Here is a 13,431-nt window from a genome sequence, read left to right on the forward strand (position 1 = left end):
CACACGTACCCATCCCGAACACGACCGTTAAGTCCTCCAGCGCCGATGGTACTTGGACCGCAGGGTCCTGGGAGAGTAGGACGCCGCCAAGCGATTATAAAAAGCACTGCCTAATGGCAGTGCTTTTTATGTGTTTTCTACAAAATTATATAATTTAGTCCTAGGTACCTATGTCAATTTGACTCATATAATAGGTAAATTCCTAATTGCCGAGGATGGTTAAATAATAAATTATGTTAAAGGCTTTATTTTTTTAATCAGGTAGTGGAATTGAATTGGCAACACAAAAACGCTTCTGACCTACATAAACTGAATGGGTAGTAGCTGGAGTGGGTAAATTATAAATAGAAATATAATATTAAACAGAAGAATTTAGACTAATTATAAATTGATACTTGGCAAAAATAAATAATGTGTTATAATAATTATAAGGTCAAAGAAAGTCAAAGTCAATCAATTAAAGAAAGCTTAAATAGCTGTTAACTAACATAGCCGTTAGTTCGTTGGAATGATTGAGATCTCGACCTTGCGGCTAATACTATTAATACCCGGTTCGCAGCAGATTACATTATGCAGCAGTGGAGGATGAGTGAATGCGAAATATCTCCGATATTATCGAGAAATATCTTAAGAGTATTCTGCATGAAAGTCCTGAAGGAACCGTGGAAATTCAACGTAATGATTTGGCTGATCAATTCTCTTGTGTACCTTCTCAGATTAACTATGTAATTAGTACAAGATTTACTTTAGAGAAGGGCTACCTCGTGGAGAGCAAACGTGGTGGTGGAGGATATGTAAGAATTCGCAGGGTTGAATTACCCGGTCCAACAACGCTTCATACGCATTTGCATCACACTATTGGTACAGAGATGGGCCAAGCGGCGGCTGAAGGACTGATTTATCAGTTGGAAGAAGCACGTTTTTTGACCCCCAGGGAAGCGAACCTTATGAGAGCAGCGACTTCAAGGGAAGTACTATTAGTGAAACTTCCTTTCAGAGATGAAATCCGTGCAAGAATTATGAAGGCGATGCTTATTTCATTATTGGTTAAATCGCCCGGTGAGGGTTAAAGGAGGGACTTCTAATGCTGTGTCAAGAATGCGGTGAACGACCAGCTACACTTCATTTTACCAAAATCGTTAATGGAGAAAAGACAGAATTTCATATCTGTGAATCTTGTGCCCGTGAAAAAGGAGAGACGATTCCTGGGACTTCAGGTGGCTTTTCCATTCATAGTCTACTTTCGGGTTTACTGGATATTACGCCGGGTAGCAAAGGGCCAAGCACCGTTAAAAGTACAGAGACCTTGCAGTGTAAAGAGTGCGGCATGACATATGCCCAGTTCAGTAAGGTCGGACGATTTGGATGTAGCTCTTGTTATAAATACTTTAATGATCGATTAGACCCCCTGTTCAAACGGGTTCATGGTAATACAACACATATGGGCAAGATTCCGGTAAGGGCAGGAACTCACATTCAAGCCAAACGTCGAATAGACGATTTAAGACAAGAACTGCAACAACGTATTATAGATGAAGAATTTGAGGCAGCAGCCGAGCTTCGGGATCAGATTCGGGAGCTAGAAAAGGGTATTCCATCAGAGTAGGAGGTGCGCAGATTGTCCAACGTCCGGTTTACCGAACAACCCCTTAGTGAATGGATGAGAAATAGAGGCTATGAGTCCGATATTGTCATCAGCAGCCGGGTTCGGATTGCCCGCAACCTTCAACATCTTGCTTTTCCTATGTTAGCTACCAATTCTCAATCCGAAGAAGTACTTGCGAAGCTTCAAGATGTTCTCCAAGATGAACGTCTGCATCAATTTGGTCAAATGCACACGCTCTTATTAGATGAATTGGACGAATTGGATAAGGAAGTTTTGGTGGAAAAGCACTTAATCAGTCCTAATTTGGCAAATGAATCACGAAGTGGAGCTGTACTTATTAGCGAAGACGAAAGTCTTAGCATTATGATTAATGAGGAAGATCATTTACGCATACAATGCTTGTACCCAGGGTTTCATGTTCAGGATGCTTGGGAGAAGGCGACCGCAGTAGATGATATTTTTGAATCACATGTGGATTTTGCTTTCGATGATAAAAGAGGATACTTAACTAGTTGTCCTACCAACGTAGGTACTGGGCTAAGGGCATCAGTGATGATGCATCTACCTGCGCTTGTCCTATCTCAGCAAATTAATCGTATTCTTTCTGCAGTCACTCAAGTGGGTCTTACGGTTCGTGGGATCTATGGTGAAGGTAGTGAGGCTATGGGTAACTTGTTTCAAATCTCAAATCAGATTACACTGGGACAAAGTGAAGTTGAAATTATAGATAATTTACACGGTGTTGTTTTACAAATTATAGAGCATGAGAAAAGTGCACGACAAAAATTGATTTCGGAATCACGTCTTCGTATGACAGACCGGGTTATGAGATCATTCGGTATTCTGTCGAATGCTTCCATTATGGATGCCAAAGAAGCCGCACAGCGCTTGTCCGATGTAAGACTAGGCGTGGATCTTGGTCTGATAGATCATCTTTCAGCGCCAGCGCTAAATGAATTGAATGTACTCACGCAACCAGGTTTCTTACAGAAGACATTTAATGAACATATGGAGCGCGGTGAGCGTGATATGTACAGAGCTAAGCTCATTCGAGAGAAATTGGGTAAATAAATAATTAATGGAATACTAGAGGATTTCACCAATCATGGAGGTGTAGGAGATATGATGTTTGGAAGATTTACGGAACGCGCGCAAAAAGTGCTGGCTTTGGCTCAAGAAGAAGCAGTTCGTTTGGGGCATAACAATATTGGTACTGAACATATTTTGCTAGGTCTGATTCGTGAAGGAGAAGGCATTGCTGCTAAGGCTCTGATTGGATTGGGACTAGGACTTGAGAAAATCCAAGATGAAGTGGAGACACTTATAGGACGTGGACAAGAACAGCCTACGAATATTGCGTATACACCTCGTGCGAAAAAAGTAATTGAACTATCCATGGATGAGGCACGCAAACTGGGTCATACCTATGTAGGAACCGAACATATTTTACTAGGTCTGATTCGTGAAGGAGAAGGGGTTGCAGCACGTGTGCTTAACAACTTGGGAATCAGCTTGAACAAAGCTCGTCAGCAAGTCCTTCAATTGTTAGGTTCAAGCGAAGCGGTCTCAAGCCACCACGGGGCACCTGCGAATGTAAATACGCCGACACTGGATAGTTTAGCTCGCGATCTGACTTCTATTGCTAAAGAGGGCAATCTAGATCCTGTTATTGGTCGTAGCAAAGAAATTGAGCGGGTCATTCAAGTGCTAAGCCGTAGAACGAAGAATAATCCGGTTCTCATTGGTGAGCCAGGGGTAGGTAAAACTGCCATTGCTGAGGGGCTCGCTCAAAAAATCATTAACAATGAAATTCCTGAGACTCTACGCGAAAAACGTGTCATGACGCTTGATATGGGATCTGTAGTGGCAGGTACTAAGTATCGTGGTGAATTCGAAGATCGTCTCAAAAAAATAATGGATGAGATTCGCCAAGCTGGGAATATCATATTGTTCATTGATGAATTGCATACGCTCATCGGTGCGGGCGGAGCTGAAGGTGCAATTGATGCCTCCAATATTCTTAAGCCAGCTTTAGCACGGGGTGAACTTCAGTGTATCGGGGCTACAACACTGGATGAATACCGTAAATATATTGAAAAAGATGCTGCTTTGGAGAGAAGATTCCAGCCGATTACAGTGGATCAACCTTCACCAGAAGAAGCTATCCAAATTTTATATGGTCTGCGTGACCGGTATGAAGCGCATCACCGTGTAAAAATTACAGATGAATCTATTGAAGCGGCAGTGAAGCTGTCAGATCGCTATATTCCAGATCGCTTCTTGCCGGATAAAGCGATTGATTTAATTGATGAAGCGGGTTCTAAAGTAAGATTGAATTCCTATACGATTCCGCCGAATCTGAAGCAATTAGAGAATCGTCTGGATGATATTCGCAAAGAAAAAGATTCTGCGGTACAAAGCCAAGAGTTCGAAAAGGCTGCAGCACTCCGTGATACCGAACAGAAGATTCGTGAAGAATTAGATGTTACAAAGAATCAATGGAAAGAAAAACAAGGACGTACGGACTCTGAAGTTACACCTGATGATATTGCACAGGTGGTGGCAAGCTGGACTGGTATTCCAGTAACTAAGCTTAAATCTGAAGAAACCGATCGACTTTTAAATATGGAACAAATTCTGCACGAACGTGTAATTGGTCAAGATGATGCTGTCAAAGCAGTAAGCCGTGCAATCCGCCGCGCACGTGCAGGTCTTAAGGATCCTAAGCGTCCTATGGGCTCGTTTATCTTCCTAGGTCCTACAGGTGTAGGTAAAACGGAATTAGCAAGAGCATTGGCTGAAGCTATGTTTGGTGATGAGAATGCGGTAATAAGAATAGACATGTCGGAGTACATGGAGAAACACTCGACGTCTCGTCTTGTAGGTGCGCCTCCGGGATATGTAGGCTATGAAGAAGGCGGACAATTAACAGAAAAAGTGCGTCGTAAACCTTACTCTGTTGTCTTGCTCGATGAGATTGAAAAAGCTCATCCAGAAGTGTTTAACATTCTGCTTCAAGTGCTTGAGGATGGACGTCTTACAGATTCCAAAGGACGTGTGGTTGACTTCCGTAACACTTTAATCATTCTGACTTCCAATGTGGGAGCCGATGTAATCAAGAAGAACTCTACACTTGGTTTCACTGCAGTAAATGATGCTGGGGCTAATTATGAGGCAATGAAAACACGCGTTTTGGATGAACTGAAGAAAAGCTTCCGTCCAGAATTCTTGAACCGGATTGATGAATCCATCGTCTTCCACTCTTTAGAAGAAGTGCATATTGCAGAGATTGTGACGCTCATGTCCGAAGAACTTCGCAAGCGCCTGCGTGAATATGATGTAGACTTCTTGCTAACCGATAAGGCGAAGGCCTTCTTGGCCAAGGAAGGATTCGATCCCGCATACGGGGCTAGACCTCTTCGCCGTGCTATTCAGAAGCATATTGAAGACCGTCTATCTGAAGAACTGCTTTCTGGAACCGTGACTAAGGGAGACTCCCTAATCATTGATGAAGAGAACGGGGCACTAACCGTGAACAAAACAGGATCATTATCCACGAATTAAATAAAGGTTATAATAGAGGGGTTGGCTGGTTGCTCTACCAAGAGCAGTCAGGCAACCCTTTGCTTATTTGCAAAAGTTTTCTAACATTTTGATTAAAACTTTACGATAAAACAAAATAAATGGTAAACTTTGATTGTTGAGCCATCGTGAAGATGGTCCCTTGAAGGAGAAATAGATGGCGAAAATTAAGACCAAGTTCTATTGTACAGAATGTGGCTATGAAACCGCGAAATGGTACGGAAAATGCCCAGGCTGTAGCAGCTGGAATACCATGGTTGAAGAAGTAGAGAAAGTTGTAAAAACGCAAGGACTGACATCTGAGCTATTCCAGACGAAGGAAAAAGCTCAGCCTATCATACATGTAGAAAGTGGCAAAGAGCCACGAGTCCAAACCGGAATCGGTGAACTAAACCGAGTCTTGGGCGGAGGTATTGTACCTGGTTCCTTAGTTCTTGTTGGAGGAGATCCTGGTATAGGTAAATCCACCTTGTTATTACAGACTTCATATGAGATGGCTAAGGCAGGATTACGTGTGTTATACATTTCGGGTGAAGAATCTGTAAGGCAAACCAAACTGAGAGCAGAACGATTAGGTGCATTAAATGCTGAGCTATATGTTCTCTGCGAGAGCAACATGGACAGCATTGGTGAAGCCATCGAATCCGTCTCTCCAGATTTTATGGTAATTGACTCCATACAAACGGTATATATTCCTGAAGTAACGAGCGCTCCGGGTAGCGTCTCACAAATTCGTGAATGTACCGCAAGGTTTATGCGAATTGCTAAAGGGCAAGGAATTGCTACTGCCCTTGTAGGTCATGTGACAAAAGAAGGAGCTATTGCAGGTCCTCGTCTTCTTGAACATATGGTGGACTGTGTGTTGTATTTTGAAGGAGAGCGGCATCATACGTACCGATTGCTTCGGGCTGTGAAGAATCGATTCGGCTCTACGAATGAAATTGGAATATTTGAAATGAATGAGATTGGTTTGACCGAAGTATTGAATCCATCGGAACTTTTCTTATCGGAGAGGGCTAGAGGTGTAGCGGGTTCTACAGTTGTAGCCAGCATGGAGGGCACACGTCCGCTCTTAGTAGAAATGCAAGCTTTAATTGCTTCCACACACTTTCCTTCACCAAGGCGTATGGGAACAGGTGTAGATCATCACCGGATGAATCTAATTATTGCTGTTTTAGAGAAACGAATGGGTATGTTTTTACAGACGCAAGATGCTTATGTAAATGTTGCTGGAGGAGTTAAGCTAGATGAGCCCGCTGCCGATTTAGCGATTGCGGTCAGCATTGCATCCAGCTTTCGAGATATTCCGACAAAGCCAGATGATGTTATTTTTGGCGAAGTCGGGTTAACGGGAGAAGTGCGTGCTGTAGCTAGAGCTGAGCAACGGGTACGTGAAGCCGCCAAGCTTGGCTTTAAGAGAGTGATTTTACCTGAAAAAAGCATGAAGGGTTGGAAAAGTCCACAAGGCATTCAACTAGTGGGAGTGAACACGGTGGCAGAAGCCTTAGCTGCTGCGTTAAATTAGGGGGCATATAGAGATGAAAGAACCAAATCAACTGGAGAAAGTGAACGATCTGCTGAGACTCGTTGCTCCCGGTACTGCTTTTCGTGATGGACTAGAAAATGTCCTACGAGCTAAGACAGGGGGTCTTATCGTAGTAGGCTACAGTCCAGAAGTGATGGAGGTCGTGGAAGGCGGCTTCTCCATTAACTGTGACTTCTCTCCCAATTACTTATATGAGTTGGCCAAAATGGACGGAGCGATTATCCTAAGTGAGGATCTGAAGCGAATTCTTTATGCTAATACACAGCTCATTCCTGACTCCTCTATCTCCTCGGCTGAGACGGGGATCAGACATCGATCTGCGGAACGGGTGGCTAAGCAGACAGGAAAGCTTGTAGTATCCATTTCACAACGTAGAAATATTATTACATTGTATCAAGGTAATCTTCGATATGCGTTAAAAGAAATTGGAGTTATATTAACTAAAGCAAATCAGGCCATTCAGACATTAGAGAAATATAGATCTGTATTGAACCAAGCCTTAACTAATCTAACAGCTTCTGAGTTCGAAGAGCTAGTTTCCATCCCTGAAGTGATTAATGTCATCCAAAGAATTGAGATGGTTATTCGAATCAAGCTAGAGATCAAACGATTTATTAATGAGCTAGGAACGGAAGGCCGTCTTATTAGTATGCAAATGGAAGAGCTTGTCTCCAACATGGAAGAAGAAGCTTGGTTATTGTATAGAGACTATGCTCGTGAAGATGATGAGGAAGTTATCCGTGAACTCATTTTAGGTCTAAAACGTTCAAGTGACGAAGAACTGCTTGATGCCCATCATATTACAAAACTTCTTGGCTACCCTTCAGCAGCTGCAATTTCCGAAGAACTGATTTCCCCACGTGGTTATCGGGTATTGAATAAGATCCCTAGATTACCTAATGTGATTATTCACAATTTGGTGGAGCGCTTTGAACACCTGCCTGGTGTGATGGTTGCTTCAATTGAAGAATTGGATGAAGTTGATGGAATTGGTGAGGTTAGAGCGAGGACAATTAAAGATGGTTTGAAGCGCCTTCAAGAACAAGTATTCATTGACAGACAAATTTAATTCCCATACAATCTAAGGATGAACTTGAGGGCAATATATATTCGAGGTGAAGAGATGATTACGAAATCGATTCCGAACTTGTTTACCCTAGGTAATCTATTTCTCGGGATGATCGCAATTATGCTGGCGTTTAACGGTAAATATAGTTTGGCTGCCATCATGGTTATTGTAGCAATGCTTCTCGACGGTCTGGATGGACGTGTAGCCCGCGCATTGAATTGTCAAAGTGACTTTGGTAAAGAGTTGGATTCTCTGTCCGATATTATTTCTTTCGGTATTGCGCCAGCTATGTTGATGTATACTATTTCATTTCAAGATATGCCTACAGCTTTGGCTTGGATTGTAACAGGAATTTTCCCAATGTGTGGAGCCGTACGACTTGCCAGATTTAATGTGAAACCTGGTATTCCAGGATATTTCATAGGTCTTCCTATTCCCGCAGCGGGTAGTGTATTAGCCACTTTGTCTTTATTCCACAAAGAAATAACAGCTCCTTATTTTATTATAGCGATGGTATTGCTGTCCTATTTAATGGTTAGTACCGTCAGATATCCGAATTTCAAAAAAATCGGGATTCCTAGAAAAGCGATCTGGTACGCGCCGGTTGTCGTCATTATAGCTATCATAATTGCTGTCAAATTTCCGGATGAACTGACAAAATTAATTTTTGTACCCCTGGTGATCTATGCATTATATGGCATAAAACAAAACATTGAGCGTTTGTTAAAGCGACGTTCGAATTCACATTCTTCAGATGATTACCGTTCTAAGCATTCCTAAGATTAGAATGCCATTATGATTAGAGTGGGATAGATTTCACTGCAAAAAGCACGGAGCCTCTAAGGCTTCGTGCTTTTTTGTATGCATGTATATGTAATTGCTCTAGCTCCTACCTCTCTTCATAGAAGAAAGAGAGGTAGGCCAACCTTAATGCTTTAAGAAAGATTGAACAATCCTAAAGTTGAGCATTTCTGGGATTCTCTTGCAACTACTTCATCCATATTAATATCGAGCAGATTACATAGTGCAGACATGTAAAACAAATTCCGGCCGAGTTCCGAACTGATGGCTTCCTTACAGTTCTCACATAGCTCCCCACGTACATGTTTGCCAGCGGATTCCATCGCTTGTTGTAGATCAATACCATCTTCAAAAGTCTGTTTTGTAGCATGCAGTTCTATGCAACCGCATTCAGTAACGGCCTTTGTCACAGCACGATTGACGGAAGCATTACTTTGTCCATTCTTTGATAAGACATCCAGCAGACTGCGGTGACGGAGCAACAATTCGGAGACTTGTTCTTGGAAAGACTGTAAGCTGAGTGTGCTCATTTTTTTCCATCCACCTTATTTTATGAATTGAGTTCATTATAGATCACGAAGATTCATCATATCAAGCGAAAATCGCGCTACCAAAGGTCACAGGAACGCTAAACACTATGCAGGACATAGGAAAAAAAAGTTACAGCAACCCGATTACCCCTGCAAAAAATGGATCATACTGGATATTGTAAAGCGTTTATATCTGTTATGGAGGTGAAGGGCTTATGCTGAAAAAATCTTTGCAACTGATCGCTGTGTTTTGTGGTGCTTGGCTGGGCTATACTTCAAATGCTCTGGTGGATGTACTCCCATCCTCTATACAAAATGAGCTGAACAATCTAGGAGTATTGGGTGTGCATTTAATATTTGCTGCTGTGGGTGCCCTTGTCTTTCTGTTCCTATTCTCTCTGTTCGCAGATACACTTTCCAGAAGACTACGTTTTGGGATTCAGACTCTAGCCGAGTTACCCATGGGGGATCTAGCTGCAGGCGTGGCTGGTCTTACGGCAGGGCTGCTTCTATCATTGATGATTTATCCAGGTCTGTCGTGGTTAGGTAATCTTCGTGATATGGTACAGCTTCTATTCACATGGATTTGTGGGTATATCGGGCTCCGTGTTGGATTAGAGAAGAAAGAAGAATTAAGTTCTCTTTGGAAGTCAGGTACATGGAGTACACGTGCCGTAGAGGAAGAAAGCTGGACACAAGAACATAAGATTCTGGATACCAGCGTAATAATTGACGGTAGAATTGCAGATATTTGCAAGACGGGTTTCATTGAAGGAACCATTGTGATTCCTGAGTTCGTTTTGGAAGAGCTTCAACATATTGCAGATTCTTCGGATCTTCTTAAGCGAAATCGTGGACGTAGAGGATTAGATATTTTGAACAAAATTCAGAAAGAATTAGATGTGAAAGTTCTGATCTATGAAGGAGATTTCGAAGAAATTTCTGAGGTGGATAGCAAACTTGTCAAGCTAGCTAAAGTTTTACAAGGTAAAGTGGTTACGAATGATTTTAACCTGAATAAGGTATGTGAGCTTCAGGGCGTGTCCGTGCTGAACATTAATGACTTGGCAAATGCAGTCAAACCTGTCGTTCTCCCCGGCGAGGAGATTATGGTACAAGTCATTAAGGATGGCAAGGAACATGGTCAAGGTGTAGCTTATCTGGATGATGGTACGATGATTGTCGTTGAGGGTGGCCGTGATTTCATTGGATCGGTGACCGAGGTATTAGTGACTAGTGTTCTCCAGACATCAGCGGGAAGAATGATCTTTGCCAAACCAAAATTATTGGAAAAAGCCCAATAAACAAGGTATGATGGGACTAACTGCCCTCTATATAAAAGGGTTAGGCGCAGTAAAGTTCAATAAGGCGAGGCAGGGATAATTTATGACGAACCTAACGGAAGCGGCAGTAATTGTGGTAGCAGCGGGTCGAGGTACTCGTATGGGGACTCGAGAGAGCAAGCAGTACTTACAACTAGATGGCAAGCCCATTATTGTACATACTCTAGAAGTATTTAATCGTCTTCCTTTTATCCGTGAGATCATTTTGGTTACAGGTGCGCAAGATCGAAGCCGATGTCAGGAATGGGTCAGGGACTATAATTTAGATAAAGTGAATCAAGTTATTGAGGGGGGCAAGGAGCGTCAGGATTCTGTCCTTCAAGGCCTGCGTGCTACTACCTTGCCTTGGATTCTTATACATGATGGAGTGCGCCCTTTTGTCACAGAGACACATATACAGGCTTGTCTAGATGCAGCTCAGGAAAGTGGAGCTTCTGTACTAGCAGTTCCGGTAAAAGATACGGTGAAGCAGGTAGGCAATCAAGGTTATGTTACCGCTACACCAGACCGTCGTAGCTTGTGGGCGATTCAGACCCCACAGGCTTTTCGGCATGAAGATCTTTTGCGTGCACACGAGCAAGCGGAAAAGGATGGATTCATGGGTACTGATGATTCCATGCTGATTGAACGGATAGGGATAAAGGTAAAAGTAGTGGAAGGAAGCTACGGTAATATTAAATTAACGACGCCAGAGGATCTGGATTATGCGCAATTTATCAGAACTAAGGCTGCAAAGACAGGAGAAGATAGGGCATGATAAGAGTAGGGCAAGGTTTTGATGTACATCAACTGGTAGAAGGACGTCCTTGTATTATAGGAGGAGTAACTATTCCTTACGAAAAGGGTCTTCTTGGTCACTCCGATGCAGATGTCTTGCTTCATACGATTAGTGATGCCATATTAGGAGCTATTGGTGAAGGAGATATTGGTAGACATTTCCCAGATACAGATCCTGATTTCAAAGATGCGGACAGTCTAAAACTGCTTGAACATGTATGGGCTTTGGCAGAACGTAAAGGATATCAATTGGGTAATGTAGACGCAACCATTATTGCGCAGCGTCCTAAGATGGCTCCGTACATTCCTCAAATGGTGGAAGTGATTGCCAAGGCTCTTGGAGGTCAAGTGGATCAAGTTAACGTGAAAGCTACCACAACAGAGCAGCTTGGGTTCACAGGTAGAGGGGAAGGCATCGCAGCGCAGTGTGTTGTCTGCCTTGTAAAAGGTATGCTATCATCGTGAGATAGCTTAGTTGTAAGGATATCAGTACCAGCAAATGGAGGGATTACGATGACCGAGGTTAGAGTGCGCTATGCGCCAAGTCCGACAGGCCATTTACATATTGGAAATGCAAGGACGGCTTTATTTAATTATCTATATGCACGTAGTTTGGGTGGTACATTCATTATTCGAATTGAAGATACCGATACGAAGCGTAATATTGAGGGCGGGGAGCAAAGTCAGCTTAAATATCTAAGGTGGCTGGGTATGGATTGGGATGAGAGTGTAGATGTTGGTGGTAATTATGGTCCTTACCGTCAGACGGAACGACTAGATCTGTATCGCACCTATTGGCAGGAACTGCTAGACAAAGATTTGGCTTATCGTTGTTACTGTACCGAAGAGGAACTGGAGAAAGAGCGGGAAGAGCAGACAGCAAGAGGAGAGATGCCTCGTTATGCTGGACAACATAGTCGTCTTACTCAAGAGCAACAACAAGCGTTTGAGGCAGAAGGGCGCGTAGCAAGTATTCGTTTCCGTGTACCCGAGGATAAGACTTATGCGTTCGATGACATGGTCAAAGGACCGATTTCTTTTGAATCCAATGTTTCAGGAGATTTCGTAATTGTTAAAAAAGACGGTATTCCTACCTATAACTTTGCTGTAGCTGTAGATGATCATCTGATGAAAATCTCCCATGTACTTCGCGGGGAAGATCACATTTCCAACACACCTCGTCAATTAATGATTTATGAGGCTCTTGGCTGGGAACCCCCTGTGTTTGGGCATATGACCTTGATCTATGGAGATAACCATAAGAAGCTCAGCAAGCGAGATGAATCGGTTATTCAATTTATCGAACAGTACGATCAATTAGGATATTTACCTGAGGCGATGTTCAACTTTATTGCTCTCTTGGGATGGTCTCCAGAAGGAGAAGAGGAGATTTTCAGTAAAGAAGAGTTGATCTCAATCTTTGATGCTCACCGACTATCCAAGAGTCCTGCAGTATTTGATAAGCAAAAACTTGCGCATATTAATAACGTATACATTAAAAAAGCAGATCCTGAACGCATAGCAGAACTTGCCATTCCGCAGCTTCAAAAAGCATCGCGTCTTCCTGCTGAGTTAAGTGAAGAGAAGCTGGAGTGGGCCAAAGCGTTAGTTGCATTGTATCAAGAGCAAATGACCTCTGCTTCAGAAATCACAGAATTGTCCGATGTTTTCTTCCGTACTCATCTAGAATTGGAGTCCGATGCTGCCGTGGTTCTATCGGAGCCTCAAGTTCCAGACGTACTTCGGGCTTTTGTAGATAAAATTGAAGCGTCTTCTGAGTTCACAGCCCAGCATATGGCGGTCTTGATCAAAGAAGTGCAAAAAGAAACAGGATTTAAAGGCAAGCAATTGTTTATGCCAATTCGTGTCGCCCTAACGGGACAAACCCATGGTCGAGATCTGAACCAAACGATTTATCTATTAGGCCGTGACCGGGTCATAGATCGCTTGAAGTCACAAATCCGCGGCGCCTAATTTTTTATTCATCAGTTGTCAGGTGCTGTAATTTTAGCTAATATAGAAGAAAGCTATTACATGAATTGAACAGGAACGGCATCGAGTGGGAGAAGTAAGCTGATTCTTGTATGTCCAGAGAGGATAACCTAGAGACTTTAGGGTCGCTTGGCTGAGAGTTATCTACATGCAGAACGCCGAATTGCACCCAGGAGCCGCAAAAT

The 13,431-nt window shown here is 42.8% G+C and carries 12 protein-coding genes and 1 rRNA gene; 12 read left to right on the forward strand and 1 reads right to left on the reverse strand.

Going from position 1 to position 13,431, the window contains the following annotated elements:
- The 8 genes from rrf to pssA all read left to right on the forward strand — a co-directional run.
- Positions 1-92: ribosomal RNA gene (gene rrf / locus J2Z69_RS18060) — 5S ribosomal RNA — on the forward strand; the annotation flags it as partial.
- 501 nt (positions 93-593) lie between these two features.
- On the forward strand, positions 594-1,070 hold the full coding sequence (locus tag J2Z69_RS18065) for a CtsR family transcriptional regulator (protein ID WP_209865950.1): 477 nt from the start codon (positions 594-596) through the stop codon (positions 1,068-1,070).
- A 14-nt stretch (positions 1,071-1,084) separates the two neighbouring features.
- Entirely contained in the window at positions 1,085-1,606 is a 522-nt protein-coding gene (gene mcsA / locus J2Z69_RS18070; RefSeq protein ID WP_209865952.1) for a protein-arginine kinase activator protein McsA, read from the forward strand.
- A gap of 12 nt (positions 1,607-1,618) precedes the next feature.
- Positions 1,619-2,677, forward strand: a complete 1,059-nt coding sequence (gene mcsB, locus J2Z69_RS18075) for a protein-arginine kinase McsB (RefSeq protein ID WP_209865955.1) — start codon at positions 1,619-1,621, stop codon at positions 2,675-2,677.
- Positions 2,678-2,728: 51 nt separating this feature from the next.
- Positions 2,729-5,170: an ATP-dependent protease ATP-binding subunit ClpC gene (gene clpC / locus J2Z69_RS18080; protein WP_209865958.1), complete on the forward strand. Its 2,442-nt coding sequence runs from the start codon at positions 2,729-2,731 to the stop codon at positions 5,168-5,170.
- 175 nt (positions 5,171-5,345) lie between these two features.
- Positions 5,346-6,713 carry a DNA repair protein RadA gene (gene radA / locus J2Z69_RS18085; protein ID WP_209865961.1) on the forward strand — a complete coding sequence of 456 codons (1,368 nt, stop codon included), beginning with the start codon at positions 5,346-5,348 and terminating at the stop codon, positions 6,711-6,713.
- A gap of 13 nt (positions 6,714-6,726) precedes the next feature.
- Positions 6,727-7,803: a DNA integrity scanning diadenylate cyclase DisA gene (disA, locus tag J2Z69_RS18090; RefSeq protein ID WP_209865963.1), complete on the forward strand. Its 1,077-nt coding sequence runs from the start codon at positions 6,727-6,729 to the stop codon at positions 7,801-7,803.
- Positions 7,804-7,857: 54 nt separating this feature from the next.
- The gene (gene pssA / locus J2Z69_RS18095; RefSeq protein WP_209865965.1) at positions 7,858-8,583 is read left to right on the forward strand and encodes a CDP-diacylglycerol--serine O-phosphatidyltransferase; all 726 of its coding nucleotides are present in this window, start codon (positions 7,858-7,860) and stop codon (positions 8,581-8,583) included.
- Between the two features lie 155 nt (positions 8,584-8,738).
- On the opposite strand, the gene J2Z69_RS18100 is transcribed toward pssA, so the two are convergent.
- Positions 8,739-9,134, reverse strand: a complete 396-nt coding sequence (locus J2Z69_RS18100; protein ID WP_209865967.1) for a nucleoside triphosphate pyrophosphohydrolase family protein — start codon at positions 9,132-9,134, stop codon at positions 8,739-8,741.
- 215 nt (positions 9,135-9,349) lie between these two features.
- On the opposite strand from J2Z69_RS18100, the gene J2Z69_RS18105 reads away from it, so the two are divergent.
- The 4 genes from J2Z69_RS18105 to gltX all read left to right on the forward strand — a co-directional run bounded on the left by J2Z69_RS18105 (position 9,350) and on the right by gltX (position 13,228).
- The gene (locus tag J2Z69_RS18105) at positions 9,350-10,438 is read left to right on the forward strand and encodes a PIN/TRAM domain-containing protein (RefSeq protein ID WP_209865969.1); all 1,089 of its coding nucleotides are present in this window, start codon (positions 9,350-9,352) and stop codon (positions 10,436-10,438) included.
- A gap of 82 nt (positions 10,439-10,520) precedes the next feature.
- Complete coding sequence (gene ispD, locus J2Z69_RS18110) at positions 10,521-11,234, forward strand: 2-C-methyl-D-erythritol 4-phosphate cytidylyltransferase (RefSeq protein WP_209865971.1); 714 nt, start codon at positions 10,521-10,523, stop codon at positions 11,232-11,234.
- Positions 11,231-11,719 carry a 2-C-methyl-D-erythritol 2,4-cyclodiphosphate synthase gene (gene ispF, locus J2Z69_RS18115; RefSeq protein ID WP_209865974.1) on the forward strand — a complete coding sequence of 163 codons (489 nt, stop codon included), beginning with the start codon at positions 11,231-11,233 and terminating at the stop codon, positions 11,717-11,719. Before ispD ends, ispF begins: the two co-directional genes overlap by 4 nt.
- 48 nt (positions 11,720-11,767) lie before the next feature.
- Positions 11,768-13,228: a glutamate--tRNA ligase gene (gene gltX / locus J2Z69_RS18120; protein ID WP_209865976.1), complete on the forward strand. Its 1,461-nt coding sequence runs from the start codon at positions 11,768-11,770 to the stop codon at positions 13,226-13,228.
- The last annotated feature ends 203 nt before the right edge of the window (positions 13,229-13,431 follow it).

The organism is Paenibacillus shirakamiensis (assembly GCF_017874255.1).
Classification (GTDB): Bacteria; Bacillota; Bacilli; order Paenibacillales; family Paenibacillaceae; genus Fontibacillus; species Fontibacillus shirakamiensis.